This window comes from Flavobacterium cerinum (assembly GCF_024496085.1).
Classification (GTDB): domain Bacteria; phylum Bacteroidota; class Bacteroidia; order Flavobacteriales; family Flavobacteriaceae; genus Flavobacterium; species Flavobacterium cerinum_A.
The window spans coordinates 2,130,699-2,148,486 of the sequence record NZ_CP101751.1 but is presented as its reverse complement, the minus strand read 5'-3'; the positions used below and the strand labels follow the sequence as shown (position 1 = coordinate 2,148,486).

Below are 17,788 nucleotides of genomic sequence, written 5' to 3'. Positions count from 1 at the left end.
AATGAGCTTATCCTTATTTCATCTCGTTAGAGAACCCAAAATTAAATCAGATACAAATCCGCTATTACTATTACTTCACGGTTATGGCAGTAACGAAGAAGATCTGTTTTCATTTGCTTCGGAATTGCCGGAAGAATATTATGTCATTTCTGCCCGCGCACCACATCCGATGCCACCGTACGGTAATGCCTGGTACAGTATTCATTTTGATAATGATGCCAATAAGTTTTCGGATGATGATGAAGCAATTGAATCCCGTCAGTTAATTTCAACATTTATTGATGAATTAATTGCAACATATCCTATTGATAAAAATAAAGTAACACTTATCGGATTTAGTCAGGGCGCCATTTTGAGTTATGCCGTGGCCTTATCAGATCCGGAAAAAATTCAACGTGTGGTCGCATTAAGCGGTTATATCAATCCGGCTATATTAAGTAACGGCTATACTGAAAACAACCTTTCAAAGCTGAAGTTTTTTATTTCACACGGAACGGCAGATCAGGTAATTCCGGTAGATTGGGCCAGAAAAGCACCGGAATTTTTAAAAGCACTGGAACTGGATGTTGTTTATAAAGAATATCCGGTTGGACATGGTGTTGCTCCACAAAATTTTTACGATTTTAAAAGCTGGTTACAGCAAACTTTATAAATAAAAAAGTCCGGTAAAACCGGACTTTTTTATTTTATTGCTCAGGATTATCGCTTCCTGTCACTTGTTTTTCTTCTGTTAAGGCACCTTTATATTTTACAGTCCCTTCTTTCTTTAATGTAAGTCCGCCTTCCGTTTCTAAGGTCCATCCTTCTCCATTATACGGTTTTCCTTCTTTTTCCCGTGTAAGAATTACAGAATTCTCTTTGTCCGGTAAAAACAATTCCGCGCGGTCACCGTCTTTTTCAAAAGTTACAAACCCACTGATAATCGGCTCTTCAATTTCTTCCTCTTCATCAACCGTAGTTTCTTTAACAGGATTTAAACGAAAGCCTTCTTCAAAAACACGAATACAATCATTTTTAAGTACAGACCAACGATAGCCGGCAGAGCCGACACAACCGTGTTCATCTCTGTCGGTTCCTAATACCATTGGTTTCGGATTTACGATAACTTCTTTTTCATCATCATGTTTTTTCATGATAAAATCACATGATACAAAAAGAAAGCTGCATACTATTAAGGGAATAATATTTTTCATTCGGTTATCTTTTGTTTCTCAATCCGGCCATTCCCAGTAATCAGGCTAAATTGAAGCTTTAAATTTACAAAATAATCATTTTATTGCACCGTATTAGAGAACAAAATTGTGTCTATTCTTTCAAAATCGGTTGGTTTGTCCGTATTATAGAAATACTTTAACAGAATTTGTCCTCTAACCGATCCGCTATAAAAGTCGGCTATAATCCAACGGTGATTTAAAATTTTTATTTTATTGATAAAAAACTTATTTCCGTCAATCGCTTCATAGGGTATCAAACGATTTCCGGTTTTATCATCGTTTAATGTTACTAAATCCTCTTTAACTTTTGCCGCAACCTGAGTTACGTCATACTGCGAAAAATATTCCTGAGCGTCATCGTCATAATCCAAAGAGAAAAAATCGCTGTCATTTTTTTCTTCCCGAAGGATGTTCAGAGAATCTCTTACCTTACCAATTCTGGTTTTGGCGCTTTCAAGTTCTTTTTCCTGCGTTTTCAGTATTTTCGTTGAATTCATATACTGAAAAATATTAAACAATAAAGACAGGATAAAAAGATATAATATTGCTTTTTTCATAGGGATTAAATTTCTATTTCTAAATTATCGTAAGCCAGAAATACATTTTCAGGCAAGGTTTGTTGCACCGCTTCATGAAATCCCATATGGTGACTTATATGGGTCAGATAAGCTTTTTCAGGCTGAATAAATTTTATAAAATCCAGCGCTTCTTCCAAATTAAAATGGGATATATGCGGTTCAATCCGAAGTGCATTGATCACTAAAACTTTCACCCCTTTAAGTTTTTCAGCTTCTTCCGGATCAACTGTTTTAACATCCGTCAGATAAGCAAAATCGTCAATTCTATAACCGAAAACCTGTAAATCCGCGTGCCATACATTAATAGGAATCACTTTTTTTCCGCCGATTTCAAATCCGGAATGATTGATTACTTCATTAACCAATACCGACGGAGCGCCCGGATAACGGTTTTCCGTTTCAAAAATATAATCGAATCGTCGTTGAAGACTTTCAATAACCCGTTTATGCGCATAAATCGGCATCGGTCCTTGCCGGAAATTAAAAGGTCTTATATCGTCCAATCCGGCTGTATGATCGGCATGTTCGTGCGTAAATAATATACCGTCCAATTTACGACAATCGGCAGCCAACATCTGCTGTCTGAAATCCGGTCCGCAATCCATAACATAGCAATGATCGTCCCAGCTTACTAAAGCGGAAACCCGTAATCGTTTATCTTTTATATCAGGACTCAGACAAACCGGATGATCGCTTCCAATAATAGGAATACCTTGTGAAGTTCCGGTTCCCAAAAAATATACTTTCAAAGTAATGTTCTTTTTTACAAAAATAAGAATCTCTCTTTTATAATAGCGAATTTCCCTACTGTTAAAAATGAATTGTTTTAGCAATTTAGAGATGATCCGAATAACAGTATGTTATTTATGTTAATTTTTTTGTACCTTTAGTATTATTGTTCCGTTAAATCGTTACAGATTTCACTGTCCTAATCAAACAAAAAGTGGTGAACCATAAGCAATAATCAATCAAAAACATGCCAATAAAGCCTTAATAGGCTTGAATTTTAGAACAAAAAATCAGATATTGCAAGGCAAATAACTACTATCATGAAAAACGAGGAGCAACCCGATAAAGGTCAACCCAAAAAGAGAAAAGTATCTCAGGGCCCGATTAAAGAAAAAGCCCGCACGATGCGAAAACTCATTGATGCCGTGGGAGTTGTACTAAAATCAGAAGGTTATAAAGGTCTTACAGTTGCAAAAATTGCTGCTGTTGCCGGTTTGGACAGGAAATTGATTTACGCTTATTTCGGTGACGTTAACAATCTTATTGAAACTTACATCCGGGAACGGGATTATTGGTCCAATTCATTTAACGATGATAAAGTTCCCGATATTATCACTGCAAGTCATGTCAGCAGAACGGATGGTCAGTATTTCTTAAAAGGCCATTTTGAAGCTTTCCTTGAAGATATTGAAATGCAAAAAATGATCCTTTGGGAACTCAGCGAATTCACTCCTCTTTTAAAAGAAATCGCAGAACTACGTGAAAGAGTCGGTGAAGAGTTTTTTAAATACACCGATCCCTATTTTAAAGACGCTAAAGTTAACATCAGAGCTTTAATGGCACTACAAATCGGCGGAATTTATTACCTATCCCTACATGCTAAAATGAACGGCGTTACGATTTGCGGAATCGACGTTAATCAACCCGAAGGAAAACAAGCTATTTTAGATGCCTTAGACCATGTTGTCGATTTATGCTACGATTCGGTCGAAAAACAACAATAACAAAGTCTTCAGTTATAATAAAAAACCGTTCTCAATGAACGGTTTTTTATTGCATTCCGTTTATTACTTTTCAAACTCTTAGCCCCTTTTTATTTATAAAATGTAGGTTTATTTTACAATCAAAATATTTTTAACAAATAAAAAGCTACAAAAATAATTTACAACACTTCACTATATTTTTGATATTAAAAAAAACAAGTGCATTTTTTAAAATATTCGCATTTTGAACCATTAACCAGTCTTAAAGCGATATCGAATTCACAAAAATAACAACCAATTGTTTTTTCTATAACATTTATATATATTTTTAAACATATTAATTTTAAAGTATTTATAAAAATAAACCATTAAAATCCATTTTCAGGAGATCATTATCCATTGCTTTACCCGTCTTTAAAATTTTAAAAAAAAGCACAAAAAGCGAATAAACATGATATTCCTAAAAAAAATATCAAATAAATTACTTAAGTACATACATCTTCAGAATTCCACACGAGTTGCAACATTACTATTAACCTTAAAAACAAAAAATGAAAAAAGTTTTACTAAGCGTATTTACAGTTGCCCTTTTATTGATGGTTAGCTGTGAAACAAAAGACTGGACAGAAGATTCAGCCGGGCAGTCAAATGCTGTCGGACAGCGATTACCGGATGAAGCGGTACAGTTACAAAACCCGTATTCCGTTACTAACATGTTAATAGCTTATGCAGATCTGTTAACAGATGGTGATATTAACCGGGCAAAAGAGATGTCGGGAATCACCACCACACATTATTATGTAAAGTTCAGACCTGAAAACGAAGAAACAATGGCTTTATTAAAACAAGATTCCACGCTTGTTTTTTATAATTACCCGCTGGACGTTTCTTTCCCTGAAGGATTTGATTTAAGTACTTATCGCGACGAAGGCATTCCGGAAGATCAACCCGGATTCCAATATGCTTCCGTTCCGGTTAACCGACCAATGCCGGAAGTACCACATGAAATATTGGAAGAGTTATTTATACCGGATGAAGAAAAAATAGAAGACGGTAAAGGAGAAATCCCTTCTACAGTTATCTTAAACGGAATTTCAGCTGACGAACTGGTTGACCGTTCCTTACTCTTAACCGGTAATTATGAAGAAGAAAACGGACTGGCAGCCAAAAGCAAATGGAGACCGGCAGGACGAATTACAATGCAGGACGATTTGTTGGGTACTATCGGTGTGGAAGGTCTGAAAGTTGAGGCCAGAAGATGGTTTACCACTCATGTCGGATTTGTAAATTCCGCTGGTTATTACAGCTGTGACGGTACGTTTAAAAACCCGGCTAACTATAGCTACAAATATGAGCGATATGATTTCGAAATCCGTAAAGGATGGATCTTTTCAACTGCAAAGCTGGATGGTCCTAAAAAAACCGGAAACTGGGATGTACACCACGGAACTACCAGTATTCACAGCTACTACTCGACTATTTTCCGTGCTGCTCATCATTACTACTACAAAAATATTCAAGGATTAAGAAGACCACCTCAAAACGGTTTCTGGAGAACGCAGCTTAAGATTAAAGCTGTAGATGAAGTAAATAATGAGTACGACGGTAATGCTAATCCGGCGCGACGCTTTTTAGGTCTGGGTAGTCATATCCATATCTTTAATCCGCAAAATCCGCGTTATCGCACCTATGCCACTACCATTCACGAGCTAACACATGCTTCGCACTGGAGTATGAGCAGCAGTAACAATTACAGAGATGCTGATAAAATCGTTATCGAATCCTGGGCACGCGGTGTAGAACGTAGCCTGACACGAATGGTGTACACGAGCTACGAACCGTCTTATAACCGACTTCGTTATACCGGAATGGTACACGATGCGCTGGATGGTTTTAAAACACGTACCTCTTCCTATTATTTCACCGATTCTAACCCATATTCACTATTAACGCGTTCGTATCAGGATCAGGTATCCGGTTATACTATCCGTCAAATGGAAGATGCCTTACAAAATCAGAAAAAATGGGATGGCTGGAAAAATAATATCAAAAACATGTTTAACAATTCTACAGAAAACAATCTGGATGCCACTTTCGCTTTTTGGAACACACAATGATCCGAAACAAAATAAGTGTGGTATTCAAAAATGAAATATAATTTTCTTTTACAGAAGATGACAATAATACTGTTTCAGGTTGCCTTGAAATAGTATGATTAATCCTTACTTAAGTTTTTTGGTAATGCCGGTCGTAACTGACCGGCATTGTTTTTTATAGTCGCACACTTGAGAAAAAAAACACTGATTATCTGTTTTTTATGATAACCGACATCTATTTTAACATTAAAAATAGGATTATTTAGCTTTTATTAGACTGCCTATTTTGTTAACTTTGCAGTATTATGGCATTTATGAAAAACACAGATAACGAAATTACTCTTAAGGGTGACCGGGAAATAGAACATATTCCTGCTCTGAAAGAGAAAGCACTCCGTATCAATCTCAACAAAAACATTTACGGGACTTTTGCAGAGATCGGAGCCGGACAGGAAACGGTAAGACATTTTTTCAGAGCCGGAGGATCTTCCGGAACGATTGCAAAAGCGATGTCTGCTTATGATAAAGACTTTAGTGACGCAATTTACGGTGTAGAAGACGATGGTCGCTATGTTACTGAAAGTCGTTTAAAAAAAATGTTATCCCACGAAATTCAACTTGTGGAAGAACGTTTAAAAAGAGATAAACATCCCAGCAAAATGTTCTTTAGCTATGCCAATACGGTAGCAACTATCGATTTTGCTAAACAATACAAAGGCCACGGTTGGGTCGGAATAAAATACCAACTGGATCCGGAAGAAGATTATAACGAAATTATCCTTCACATTCGTTTTAAAGAAACCGATTCCCGACTACAACAGGAAACATTAGGTATTTTGGGCGTAAATCTTATTTACGGAGCCTTTTATAAATACAACGATCCTAAAAAATTACTTCGTTACTTATACGATCACCTGGACAAAGATCAATTAGAAATTGATACTATTAACTTTTCCGGTCCGCGTTTTAAAGAGGTCGACAATCGTTTGATGAGTTTACAACTTGTTAAAAACGGAATGACTGATGCTGTAATGTTTGATCCGAACGGTAACAACATTTTACCGGCATCTATTCTGTATCGCAAAAATATTTTGGCATTACGCGGAAGTTTCCGTCCGGTAACCAAAGTGAACATGGATATGTACCAAAAGTCATACGAAATGTTCCTAAAGGAGAAAAAAGTAGACAAGGATAACACCATGGTTATTTTTGAAATCACCTTATCCAACCTTCGTTCCGAGGGTGAAATCGATGAGCGTGACTTTATGGATCGTGCCGAATTACTTTGTTCATTAGGCCAAACCGTAATGATTTCAAATTTCCAGGAATACTATAAAGTAGTCGAATATTTTTCAGAATACTCGAAAGCAAGAATGGGATTAGCAATGGGCGTAAGTAACCTGATTGATATTTTTGACGAGAAATATTACCGTCACCTTAGCGGAGGAATTCTGGAAGCATTCGGTAAATTATTCTACCGTGACTTAAAAGTATTCCTTTATCCGATGGAAGACGAAGAAGGCAATGTTATCACTTCGCAAAATCTAAAAGTACATCCGCGAATGAAAGAGCTGTACAAGTTCTTCGCCTATAACGGAAAAGTAGTAGACATTACCGATTTTGATAAAGAGCACCTGAAAATATTCTCCCGTGAAGTTTTAAAAATGATTCACGAAGGACAAGAAGGATGGGAAGATATGCTACCCGAAGGGATATCCGAATTAATTAAACGCGATCATCTTTTTAGCTGTGGCGAAACCAACGAAATCGAACAATAAATCAATTTTCTATAGCAAAAGGCCGGAATTAAATTCCGGCCTTTTCATTTTTATTTTAAAATCTGATCCGCATGTGCTTTGGTTTTAACCTGCGTAATTACATCCTCAATCACACCGTTTTCATCAATCACAAAAGTTGTTCTGTGAATTCCGTCATATTCCCTACCCATAAACTTTTTCGGTCCCCAAACACCAAAAGCATTGATAACCGTTTTGTCTTCATCGGCCAATAACGGAAACGGAAATTCATACTTATCTTTAAATTTCCCTTGCGCTTTTGCACTATCGGCACTCACACCTAACAGTTCGTAATTATTTGCCTTAAAACGTTCAAAATTGTCTCTTAAATCACACGCTTCCGCTGTACAGCCCGGTGTATTGGCTTTCGGATAAAAAAACACTACCAGTTTTTTCCCTTTATAATCGGTCAGTGTATGTGTTTTCCCATCCTGATCCACTCCTGAAAAATTCGGAGCCTTATCTCCTTTTTTTAATGTCATCATAACCGTATATTTGTTTTTATAAAAGTAGGAAAAATGACCAAAGAAGACAAAGTCGATTTTGTTATAAGAACGTTAAACGAAATTTATCCGGAAATTCCGATTCCATTAGACCATAAAGATCCCTATACCCTTCTGATTGCCGTTTTATTATCAGCACAATGTACAGATGTACGCGTAAACCAGATTACGCCTTTGCTTTTTGCTAAAGCGGATAATCCGTATGATATGGTTAAAATGAGTGTAGAAGAAATTAAGGAAATTATCAGACCCTGCGGATTATCGCCGATGAAATCGAAAGGAATTTACGGTTTATCTCAAATTCTGATTGAAAAGCACAACGGTGAAGTACCAAAGGATTTTGATGCATTGGAAGCGCTTCCGGCTGTAGGTCATAAAACAGCCAGTGTGGTCATGTCACAGGCATTCGGTGTTCCTGCGTTTCCGGTAGACACTCACATTCATCGTCTGATGTACCGTTGGAATCTTTCAAACGGAAAGAATGTTCAGCAAACCGAAAAAGATGCCAAACGTATTTTTCCCAGAGATTTATGGAACGATCTTCATTTACAGATTATCTGGTACGGAAGAGAATACTCACCGGCCAGAGGATGGGATCTTGAAAAAGATATTATCACCCAGACCATCGGTAGAAAATCGGTTATCGATGACTATTATAAAAAGAAAACCAAACCGCTTAAATAAAAAACATCCCGATACTCATAGCATCGGGATGTTTCCTTAATTAGCAAGGTTTTCAAACGTCAAATCGCCTACTTTGACAATACTCAACGCTTTTGAATAGCTGAGTAAAAAACTTATAGTTTCTTTTTTAGGTAACATGGTCTGACTTGCTGTTTTTTTCTTAGAGTAAAGTTTTGCCATACTTGTGATTTAGGATATATACACAATAACGCAACTTCAGCACTAATATTGTTTAGTTCGTCAAAATTATTTGATTCTTTTCAATTACTTTTCTAAGATTCATTAATGCATAACGCATACGTCCCAGTGCAGTATTAATACTTACTCCTGTTAAATCAGCGATTTCTTTAAAGCTGAGATCCTGATACATACGCATTACTAACACTTCTTTCTGATCCTCAGGAAGTTCTTCGATAAGACGTTGCAGATCCACTTCAACCTGTTCACTGATAATTCTACTTTCAACGTTCGGGCTGTTATCCGTCATAATAGAGAAAATAGAAAATTCTTCCGTTTCCCTGTGATAAGGCATTTTTTTTGATTTTCTAAAATAATCCACGATCAGATTATGCGAAATACGCATTACCCAAGGCAGAAATTTTCCCTCTTCGTTGTAATTTTTCGATTTCAACGTTTTGATGACTTTAATAAAAGTGTCCTGAAAAATATCTTCTGTTATTTCCCTGTCCATCACTTTAGAATAAATAAAGCCATAAATTTTGGATTGATGTCTTTCAATTAATGTAGCCAAAGCAGTTTCATCTCCCCCTACATAATTTTTTACTAAGACAGCGTCTGGAAGTACAACATTAGCCATAATAATACCTTTTAGTTTTTGGTTTGGTTCTTTGAGAAAATAGTGTCTAAAAAGTATTTTTATCCTATAGGCAAATGTTAAATTGGAATTAATGTTAAGCCAAATATAACATAATTTTTTGTTACATCGCAACCGTTTTTTAAAAATTAACATATTTTCCTGTAGTAAAATCCTCCATTTTTTAGGAAAATCTCAGTGATACCACTACTTTTAACGGGGTCTCACAAAGGAAACTTCTTTTTTTCGGGAATTATATTATTATACCAAAAAATTCCCTTTTTGCTTATCTTTGTAATCTATGAAAACTGACATCACCACTCTGGAGCCTAAAAAAAACATTATTATCAAAGGGGCTCAATTACACAATTTAAAAAACATTGATGTAGCGATTCCGCGGAACAAATTGGTTGTGATTACCGGTTTATCCGGTTCCGGAAAATCGAGTCTGGCTTTCGACACTTTATATGCCGAAGGACAGCGCCGTTATGTAGAAAGTTTGTCCTCCTATGCCCGTCAGTTTTTAGGAAGGCTGGATAAACCCAAAGTGGAATATATTAAAGGAATCGCACCGGCTATTGCCATCGAACAAAAAGTAAATACAACCAACGCCCGTTCGACGGTAGGAACTTCCACCGAAATTTACGATTACCTGAAATTGCTTTATGCCCGAATCGGAAAAACTTTTTCTCCTGTTACCGGTAGAGAAGTTAAAAAAGACACTGTTACAGATGTCGTTAACGAAGTCAAAAAACTTCCGTTGGAAAGCAAATGGATGCTATTATCTCCTATCCATCTGGAAGAAGGACGAAAACTGGAAGACAAATTAAAAGTCTTACTACAGCAAGGTTTTGCCCGAATACTGATTGATAATCAAATGGTTCGTCTTGATGAGATCGACCAACATACATTAGACAATAAAGATATACTCCTAATCATTGACCGTATTATCGTCAAAGAAGAAGAGGAATTTTACAATCGGTTAGCCGATGCCGCACAAACCGCTTTTTACGAAGGAAAAGGCGAATGTTACCTACAGGAACTGAACAGCGAAAAACGAATTATTTTCAGTAATAATTTTGAAATGGACGGTATACTGTTTTTGGAACCCAATGTTCATTTATTCAGCTTTAACAACCCGTATGGTGCTTGTCCGAAATGTGAAGGCTACGGAAATGTAATCGGTATTGATGAAGAGCTTGTGATTCCGAATACCGCATTGTCCGTATATGAAAATGCTATTTATCCGTGGCGTGGCGAAAGTATGGGCTGGTATCGCGATCAATTAGTTAATAATGCCTATAAATTTGATTTTCCGATCCACAAGCCCTTTTTCGAGTTATCGGAAGAACAAAAAAACCTGCTGTGGAAAGGAAATAATTTTTTTACCGGTCTGGATGATTTTTTTCAGGAACTGGAAGAAAAGAATTATAAAATTCAAAACCGGGTAATGTTATCGCGTTACCGCGGAAAAACAAAATGTAATACCTGTAAAGGAAAACGATTACGCCCTGAAGCTAACTATGTGAAAGTAGGCGAAAAAACAATTTCTGATCTGGTTGATTTACCGATCAAAAATCTGATTGTGTTTTTTAAAGAGCTTACACTATCTGAATATGATCAGAAAGTAGCCAAACGTCTTTTAATTGAAATCAATAACCGTTTGCGCTTTTTAGATGAAGTAGGATTAAATTATCTGTCCTTAAACCGTAATTCCGCTACGTTATCCGGAGGAGAATCGCAACGTATTAACCTGGCAACTTCACTGGGAAGTAGCCTTGTCGGATCCATGTATATTCTGGATGAGCCCAGTATCGGCTTACACCCGAAAGATACGGAACGACTGATTAAAGTACTGGAAGACCTTCGTAATCTCGGAAATACTGTTATCGTTGTCGAACACGATGAGGATATCATGAAAGCCGCAGATATGATTATCGATATCGGACCCGAAGCCGGAACTTATGGCGGACATTTGGTCGCTCAAGGTACGTATGATGAAATACTACAGGCTGATTCGTTAACCGCTCAATATTTAAACGGAACGATGGAAATTGAAGTTCCGAAAAAAAGGAGAAAATTCAAAAACCATATTGATGTTGTCGGAGCGAGGGAAAACAACTTGAAAAATATTGATGTAACATTTCCTTTAGAGTGTCTGACAGTAATCACCGGGGTTTCCGGAAGCGGAAAAAGTACATTGGTTAAAAAAATCCTTTTTCCGGCCATCCAAAAACAACTGGAAGGCGTTGGAGAAAAAGCAGGACAATTCAGTGAATTAAAAGGAAGCTATTCGCATATCAAACATATTGAATATGTCGACCAGAATCCTATTGGTCGTAGTTCCCGTTCCAACCCGGTAACGTATATCAAAGCGTATGATGATATCCGGGATCTGTTTTCCAAGCAGCCGGTTTCGAAAATGAGAGCCTATCAACCGAAACACTTTTCATTTAACGTAGACGGCGGACGATGTGAAACCTGTAAAGGAGAAGGTTCCGTGACTATCGAAATGCAGTTTATGGCCGATGTTCATTTGGAATGTGAAACCTGTAACGGAAAACGATTTAAAAAAGAGATACTTGAGGTTAACTTCGAAAACAAAAATATTGATGATGTTTTAACGATGACGATTGATGATGCCATCGCATTTTTCAATCTGCATAAGCAAACCAAAATCACTCAAAAATTACAACCGTTACAAGATGTAGGCTTGGGATATGTACAATTAGGACAATCTTCTTCTACCTTATCCGGAGGAGAAGCCCAACGTATTAAACTAGCTTCTTTCTTAGTCAAAGGGGTAACCAAAGAAAAAGCATTATTCGTATTTGACGAACCGACAACCGGATTGCATTTTCACGATATCAAAAAATTACTGGCTTCTTTTGATGCGCTACTCGATAAAGGGCATTCCATAATTGTAATCGAACACAATCTTGATCTGATCAAATGTGCCGATTATATTATCGACATTGGTCCCGAAGGTGGTGAAAACGGCGGAAAACTAATCGCTTTCGGTACGCCGGAGGAAGTGGCCCGAAATAAAGATTCCGCAACCGGAAAATATTTAAAAGAGAAATTATAATAAAAAAACAGCCTGATTAATAATCAGGCTGTTTTTTTATGCGTAACTTATTCAATTAGAATCTTTTTAGTAACACGGTGTTCACCCGTTTCCAGGATTCCCATATACATACCTTTGCTAAGTTTAGCAATATTAATTGTTTCCAATAATTTTGCATTACTTACCTGTTGTCGCAATACCTCTTTACCGTTAATATCGACAATAGTAAATATATAATCATTCACTTCCAAATTCCCTTTATTGATCGTTAAATGGTCTTTAACCGGATTCGGAAAAAAGCTTACATTAAAATCTTTTTCAAATCCATCCGTTCCTAAAGTCGAATTTGTAACTGCTTTTGCAAAATGCAACGTAGCTCCTGTTGCTGCTTTTGCAACTTTATATACATATACCGGATCCATGTTGATCAATAAATCCTGTGCCGTATGAGCATGTGTGGTTTCGTTTGTTTCAAAGAAACCGGTAATCACCTCACCGTTTGATTGGAACGGCATATAATCCGATGCGTAAGCATATGACAATTTAGTTTGTAAAGGCGAATACAACTGAGTACATTTGATCAATTCAGTTGTAATCGTATTGGAAGCCGCATTATTTGCCGAAGGATTTCCGGTATCTCTTTCACAGGTAATCGTATTGTTTAGCATTCCGGCTACTCCTCCTACTTCATCAATATTAAACACGAGCTTAATACTCATTTTCGGGCTCGTTCCGTTTACAATTGTACTCACATAATGCTGACTTCCGCGTAATCCGTCTTCTTCACCGCTAAAATTGATAAATTTAATCGAATACTCTGTCGGAATATTTTGCAGTAAACGCGCAATTTCAAGAATGCTCACAACACCGCTACCGTTATCGTTTGTACCGGTTCCGGTAATCGTATCATAATGTCCGCAAACAATCACATAGGTATTCGGATAAACGGTACCGATTTTCGTTACGATCAGGTTTTTACAGGTTGCTCCCGAATAGGTAAAGACATCTTCCGTTAGCTGACTGGCTGTATATCCGTAACTCAGATATTTGTTTTTAAGCCATTGTAACGTATTGGCCTGCGCCGGTGTTCCCCGGAATTTGACTCCTAAATTCTCGAATTCTGTCAGATTAGTCAGAATACCGGATTGAGAAGCCTGATTTACAATATCTGCATACGATTGTATGTAAACCTGTGCCTGGGTTGCGGTTCCACATACTGTAGCAAATAATGAAATCATTAAGCTTTTAGTTAAGTTTTTCATTTTTCCTAGTTAGTTAATTCTTTTTCTCTGGGTTATTACCGAAAACCGGCATACGAAGATAGTAATTTTTCAAACTAGGCTATAGCTGATATTAAAAATAATATTCGCATCATTTTATCCAACTAAAAAACTAAAAACCAACACAATAAACCATTTAACTTTTGTAAAAAGATTACTCAATTTTAGTCCGTGAAATGAATTTTGTCCGCTAACAAAGCATTATAAAAGTTCCGGACAATAAATTCCAAAAACAAATGGTTCGTGTCTTCCTGTTCATCACAGAAAAACCGAACCGATTTGCTCAATAAAAAAAGTAGTATTATAATCTATTCAATCACGATTTTTTTAGTAATTCGGTGTTCACCGGTTTCCAAAACGCCCAAATAAAGACCTTTCTTTAATTTTGTAATATCGATTGTTTCCAACAACTCTGCATTAGCAAGCTGTTCGCGTAATACCGTATTACCGTTAATATCAACTATAGAAAAAACGTATTCTTTATTATCCAGTTGTCCTTTATTAATCGTTAAGCGATCTTTAACCGGGTTCGGAAAAAAGCTTACATTAAAATCTTTTTTAGCACTATCCGGTGTCGTAGGTATCACCGCTGTAGCAAAATGCAAAGTAGCACCAATTGCCGCTTTGGCTACATTATATACATATACCGTATCCAAATTGATCAATAAATCTTGTGTTGTATGTGCATGAGGGGAATAATAATGCTCAAAAAATCCGGTGATCACTTCTCCGTTTTCCTGAAAAGGCATATAATCCGATCCGTACGCATAGGATAACTCTGCTTTTAAAGGCGAATAAAGTTCGGTACATGTCATTAACTCTGCCGTTACCGCATCGGAAGCTGCATTATTTGAAGTCGGCGCAAAAAGATCCCGTTCACAAACAATCTTATCATTCACCATTCCGGCTACACTTCCGATCTCATCAATATTAAAAACCAATTTAATATCCATTTTCGGGGTTGTTCCGTTTACCACGGTACTCACATAATGTTCACTTCCCAGTAATCCGTCTTCCTCACCACTAAAGTTGATGAATTTAATCGAATATTCGGTCGGCACATTTTGCAGTAATCTGGCAATTTCCAAAATGGTTACGACACCACTACCATTGTCATTTGTACCACTTCCGACAGCCGTATCATAATGTCCGCAGACAATTACATACGTATTCGGGTAAACCGTACCCATTTTTGTCACGATCAGGTTTTTACAAGTCGATCCGGAATAGCTAAATGTATCTTCCGATAACTGACTTGCCGTATACCCGTAACTCAGGTATTTGTCTTTTAGCCATTGTAACGTATTGGCCTGATTTACGGTACCGCGATATTTCAGACCAAAATTCTCAAATTCCGTTAGATTGGTTACGATCCCGGTTTGCGAAGCCTGATTCACGATATCCGCGTAATCCTGTTTAAAAGTCTGCGCCCGGGTTGCGACGCTTCCACACATTGTGGCAAACAATGAAAGCATTAAGCTTTTAGTTAAGTTTTCCATTTTTTTGTAAAGATTTGGGGGTTTTAATAGGTTATTACCAACAGATCGGCAAACGAATATAAGAAATATTAATTTCTCTACATAGTGAAATTAAAAATTTACTTTAAAAAAATAGTTCACCTAAACTTTATATCAACTGTCAACCAACCACTTACAGTAATTCTAAAAAATAGTTGCCTTTCTTTTCACATTTTGGCACGTAAATTGGACTTAGGATAAGCAAGGGAATCCAATATCAGATTCCGGAAAGTGGAACCGAAAAACTTTACGAGTAGGAAACTATTAAAATAAGGTATTATGAAAAAAATTACACTTTTAGTAGCCAGTATCTTCCTGGTGGGAAGTATGGCTCAGGCTTCAGTAAATCCCGTTTTTTCTGATGCAAAAGCAAACGGACCGCGTTATGGTATCGATTACAGAAATGCAGAACCTATTCAATTTATGGAACGCGGAATTGCTTTTTATGTTTTCCCTAACGGTGAACTGGATTTTAACACACAGCCTGCTACAAGCGGAACTATTGTATATCGCGACGGAAGACGTGGTGGTGTAAATACGACTTATGGTGCTCCGGGTCGTGGCAACTACGGTGTACGCATTGAACACGACAATTACGGAAGAGTACGACGCGTTGGTAATGTATTCATCAATTACGACAGTGCAAACCGTGTAAAACGAGTAGGAAGCGTATATATGAGTTATAACAGTTTTGCTTTAACACAAGTAGGCGGATTACGCATCATCTATAACAGAAGAGGTCAGATTGTAGACATCCGTGGTTATGTTAACAATGCATCACAAGGTTATAGCTATGCTCCTTTTGGGAATGATTATTACAACAATGGTAATGGCGGTAACGGCTACTATCAGGATGGTTACGACAACAGCGGATCTTGGCAAAATACTAATGATGATGACTATTATTACTATAAAGCCGACGGTACCAAAGTAAAAATGACGGATGCCGATATCAAAGATATAAACGACAAGAAATAAAAGAGATTACATTAAAATTTTGGTTGGTTAGTTTGAAGAAACCCGTGACGCAATTACAGCTGATCGGGTTTTCTTTTTTTAGGATCTTAATTTCAACATCACCAATACTTTATTCATTACAGCATTAACATCAGTTGAGATCTTAAAGATATAATTCAGATAAAGATAAACGATTGTGATTAGAGCGGATTTCAGCATAATCCCGATAACCGGGTGAAACGGGAAATCCCAATAATAGAAGGTGAAAAAGCAAAACAATGATATCCCTAAAGAATAGAGTGTATTTCGGGAAAACGGATAGAGTTTCATACGAACAACTACAAACAGTAATTTCGCCAGGCTATACATTGTAATCGAAATTAATGTAGCAATCGCGGCGCCTTCTATCCCCATTCGCGGAATAAAATACATATTCAGACTCACCGTCAGAAAAACCAATAACAATCCTAAAAATAAAACGGCACGGTAATATTTCGAATTAAAAATAATTGCGTTGTTATTCCCTAATAGCAAGTCAAAATATTTAGAAAGACCGATTACAAAGACTACAAAAATACCACCGCTATAATTAGCCGGTAACAAAGTGTATAATTCTTTAATATTAACCAGTATACCTAAAAAAACCAGTCCGCCGATAACTTGTAACGAAATCGATGTTTTTTTATACAATTCGTTTAATTCGTCGTGCTTGTTTTCCGTCATCAGTTTGGCTGTAATCGGATACGTAATCTGATGCATCGCCCGACTTGGAACGGATATAACCGTCGCAATAAAAATCGCCACCGAATAATAGGCTATATTTTCAATTGCTATATATTGTCCGATCATATTTTTATCGACATCCAATAACATATTGGCTATACTTCCCGAAAGGATAATAAAAGACGAATAAACCAAAACGGCACGGCTATTTTCCGGTAATTTAAAGCGAAATACTATCGGCTTGACCTTAAACGCATAAAAAAGCATTAACAACATGGAAGCCAAATAAATAAGCATTAGAAAATTCACAAAAGCTTTCGGCGAAATCCATTTAAAATAAACCGCAAGCAAGAAGATGGTGATAAAAATCCGAAGGGCAATTTCTTTAATAAAACTTCCGAAAACCGATTGCATATGCACTTTTACCCAGGCATAAAAGATTTCAAAATACCCCATACACAGACCAATTACAGGAATTTGCCATACATAGTCGTAAATAATCGGATTTTTTCGGGATAAAAATGATGCGATTGCCGAATAGCCGAACGTTCCGAACAACATCATCGGGATAATCAGTAAAAACGGAAGAAATAATACAAAGGTTAAAAATTGTTCTTTTTCCGTTTCGGTTTTATAATGGGTAAAATATTTAATAAGTGTATTATGAACGCCGAAAGCCATCAACGGCATAATAATATTGGCAGATGAAAGTAAATACCCGGTTAGTCCGTAATAGGTTTCTCCTAAAAATTTCGGATACATAAACAACGTATTCGCTGCACCGATTGCAAAACCGATATAGGTAATAATAGTGTTCTTTATGGATTGATTAATTACAATTCCCATC

General features: G+C 36.8%; 16 protein-coding genes. 7 read left to right on the top strand and 9 right to left on the bottom strand.

Annotation, left to right across the window (positions count from 1 at the left end; translation table 11 throughout):
- Position 1 precedes the first annotated feature (1 nt).
- Positions 2-652, top strand: coding sequence for an alpha/beta hydrolase (locus NOX80_RS09615; protein ID WP_256549558.1), 651 nt, complete (start codon positions 2-4; stop codon positions 650-652).
- A gap of 34 nt (positions 653-686) precedes the next feature.
- Here NOX80_RS09615 and NOX80_RS09610 read toward each other — a convergent pair whose 3' ends face one another.
- From NOX80_RS09610 to NOX80_RS09600, 3 genes are all read right to left on the bottom strand, one after another.
- On the bottom strand, positions 687-1,193 hold the full coding sequence (locus NOX80_RS09610) for a hypothetical protein (protein ID WP_256549557.1): 507 nt from the start codon (positions 1,191-1,193) through the stop codon (positions 687-689).
- Between the two features lie 80 nt (positions 1,194-1,273).
- Complete coding sequence (locus tag NOX80_RS09605; protein ID WP_256549556.1) at positions 1,274-1,771, bottom strand: hydrolase; 498 nt, start codon at positions 1,769-1,771, stop codon at positions 1,274-1,276.
- 5 nt (positions 1,772-1,776) lie between these two features.
- Positions 1,777-2,541 (bottom strand): MBL fold metallo-hydrolase, encoded by a 765-nt coding sequence (locus NOX80_RS09600; protein ID WP_256549555.1) that lies wholly within the window; start codon positions 2,539-2,541, stop codon positions 1,777-1,779.
- A 300-nt stretch (positions 2,542-2,841) separates the two neighbouring features.
- On the opposite strand from NOX80_RS09600, the gene NOX80_RS09595 reads away from it, so the two are divergent.
- The 3 genes from NOX80_RS09595 to NOX80_RS09585 all read left to right on the top strand — a co-directional run bounded on the left by NOX80_RS09595 (position 2,842) and on the right by NOX80_RS09585 (position 7,378).
- Positions 2,842-3,525: a TetR/AcrR family transcriptional regulator gene (locus tag NOX80_RS09595; RefSeq protein ID WP_256549554.1), complete on the top strand. Its 684-nt coding sequence runs from the start codon at positions 2,842-2,844 to the stop codon at positions 3,523-3,525.
- A gap of 530 nt (positions 3,526-4,055) precedes the next feature.
- Positions 4,056-5,621: a hypothetical protein gene (locus tag NOX80_RS09590; RefSeq protein ID WP_256549553.1), complete on the top strand. Its 1,566-nt coding sequence runs from the start codon at positions 4,056-4,058 to the stop codon at positions 5,619-5,621.
- A 293-nt stretch (positions 5,622-5,914) separates the two neighbouring features.
- Positions 5,915-7,378: a TonB-dependent receptor gene (locus NOX80_RS09585; protein ID WP_256549552.1), complete on the top strand. Its 1,464-nt coding sequence runs from the start codon at positions 5,915-5,917 to the stop codon at positions 7,376-7,378.
- A 50-nt stretch (positions 7,379-7,428) separates the two neighbouring features.
- Here NOX80_RS09585 and bcp read toward each other — a convergent pair whose 3' ends face one another.
- Complete coding sequence (gene bcp, locus NOX80_RS09580) at positions 7,429-7,881, bottom strand: thioredoxin-dependent thiol peroxidase (RefSeq protein ID WP_256549551.1); 453 nt, start codon at positions 7,879-7,881, stop codon at positions 7,429-7,431.
- Between the two features lie 33 nt (positions 7,882-7,914).
- On the opposite strand from bcp, the gene NOX80_RS09575 reads away from it, so the two are divergent.
- Complete coding sequence (locus tag NOX80_RS09575) at positions 7,915-8,583, top strand: endonuclease III domain-containing protein (RefSeq protein WP_256549550.1); 669 nt, start codon at positions 7,915-7,917, stop codon at positions 8,581-8,583.
- Between the two features lie 36 nt (positions 8,584-8,619).
- On the opposite strand, the gene NOX80_RS09570 is transcribed toward NOX80_RS09575, so the two are convergent.
- Positions 8,620-8,763 (bottom strand): hypothetical protein, encoded by a 144-nt coding sequence (locus tag NOX80_RS09570; protein WP_256549549.1) that lies wholly within the window; start codon positions 8,761-8,763, stop codon positions 8,620-8,622.
- A gap of 52 nt (positions 8,764-8,815) precedes the next feature.
- The gene (locus NOX80_RS09565; protein ID WP_256549548.1) at positions 8,816-9,400 is read right to left on the bottom strand and encodes an RNA polymerase sigma factor; all 585 of its coding nucleotides are present in this window, start codon (positions 9,398-9,400) and stop codon (positions 8,816-8,818) included.
- A 298-nt stretch (positions 9,401-9,698) separates the two neighbouring features.
- Between NOX80_RS09565 and uvrA the strand changes: the two genes are divergently transcribed.
- Positions 9,699-12,485 (top strand): excinuclease ABC subunit UvrA, encoded by a 2,787-nt coding sequence (gene uvrA / locus NOX80_RS09560; RefSeq protein ID WP_256549547.1) that lies wholly within the window; start codon positions 9,699-9,701, stop codon positions 12,483-12,485.
- A 47-nt stretch (positions 12,486-12,532) separates the two neighbouring features.
- Here uvrA and NOX80_RS09555 read toward each other — a convergent pair whose 3' ends face one another.
- Positions 12,533-13,726 carry a M28 family peptidase gene (locus NOX80_RS09555; RefSeq protein WP_256549546.1) on the bottom strand — a complete coding sequence of 398 codons (1,194 nt, stop codon included), beginning with the start codon at positions 13,724-13,726 and terminating at the stop codon, positions 12,533-12,535.
- A gap of 326 nt (positions 13,727-14,052) precedes the next feature.
- Complete coding sequence (locus tag NOX80_RS09550) at positions 14,053-15,243, bottom strand: M28 family peptidase (protein ID WP_256549545.1); 1,191 nt, start codon at positions 15,241-15,243, stop codon at positions 14,053-14,055.
- Positions 15,244-15,540: 297 nt separating this feature from the next.
- Between NOX80_RS09550 and NOX80_RS09545 the strand changes: the two genes are divergently transcribed.
- Positions 15,541-16,239, top strand: a complete 699-nt coding sequence (locus tag NOX80_RS09545; RefSeq protein ID WP_256549544.1) for a hypothetical protein — start codon at positions 15,541-15,543, stop codon at positions 16,237-16,239.
- Between the two features lie 78 nt (positions 16,240-16,317).
- On the opposite strand, the gene NOX80_RS09540 is transcribed toward NOX80_RS09545, so the two are convergent.
- The gene (locus NOX80_RS09540; protein WP_256549543.1) at positions 16,318-17,787 is read right to left on the bottom strand and encodes a lipopolysaccharide biosynthesis protein; all 1,470 of its coding nucleotides are present in this window, start codon (positions 17,785-17,787) and stop codon (positions 16,318-16,320) included.
- Position 17,788: the final 1 nt, after the last annotated feature.

Coding starts and splice junctions, on each gene's coding strand:
- NOX80_RS09540 (WP_256549543.1), bottom strand. CDS start 17,787: ATGGGAATTGTAATTAATCAATCCATAAAGAACACTATTATTACCTAT.
- NOX80_RS09595 (WP_256549554.1), top strand. CDS start 2,842: ATGAAAAACGAGGAGCAACCCGATAAAGGTCAACCCAAAAAGAGAAAA.
- NOX80_RS09550 (WP_256549545.1), bottom strand. CDS start 15,243: ATGGAAAACTTAACTAAAAGCTTAATGCTTTCATTGTTTGCCACAATG.
- NOX80_RS09545 (WP_256549544.1), top strand. CDS start 15,541: ATGAAAAAAATTACACTTTTAGTAGCCAGTATCTTCCTGGTGGGAAGT.
- bcp (WP_256549551.1), bottom strand. CDS start 7,881: ATGATGACATTAAAAAAAGGAGATAAGGCTCCGAATTTTTCAGGAGTG.
- NOX80_RS09615 (WP_256549558.1), top strand. CDS start 2: ATGAGCTTATCCTTATTTCATCTCGTTAGAGAACCCAAAATTAAATCA.
- NOX80_RS09570 (WP_256549549.1), bottom strand. CDS start 8,763: ATGGCAAAACTTTACTCTAAGAAAAAAACAGCAAGTCAGACCATGTTA.
- NOX80_RS09555 (WP_256549546.1), bottom strand. CDS start 13,726: ATGAAAAACTTAACTAAAAGCTTAATGATTTCATTATTTGCTACAGTA.
- NOX80_RS09585 (WP_256549552.1), top strand. CDS start 5,915: ATGAAAAACACAGATAACGAAATTACTCTTAAGGGTGACCGGGAAATA.
- NOX80_RS09590 (WP_256549553.1), top strand. CDS start 4,056: ATGAAAAAAGTTTTACTAAGCGTATTTACAGTTGCCCTTTTATTGATG.
- uvrA (WP_256549547.1), top strand. CDS start 9,699: ATGAAAACTGACATCACCACTCTGGAGCCTAAAAAAAACATTATTATC.
- NOX80_RS09575 (WP_256549550.1), top strand. CDS start 7,915: ATGACCAAAGAAGACAAAGTCGATTTTGTTATAAGAACGTTAAACGAA.
- NOX80_RS09565 (WP_256549548.1), bottom strand. CDS start 9,400: ATGGCTAATGTTGTACTTCCAGACGCTGTCTTAGTAAAAAATTATGTA.
- NOX80_RS09610 (WP_256549557.1), bottom strand. CDS start 1,193: ATGAAAAATATTATTCCCTTAATAGTATGCAGCTTTCTTTTTGTATCA.
- NOX80_RS09605 (WP_256549556.1), bottom strand. CDS start 1,771: ATGAAAAAAGCAATATTATATCTTTTTATCCTGTCTTTATTGTTTAAT.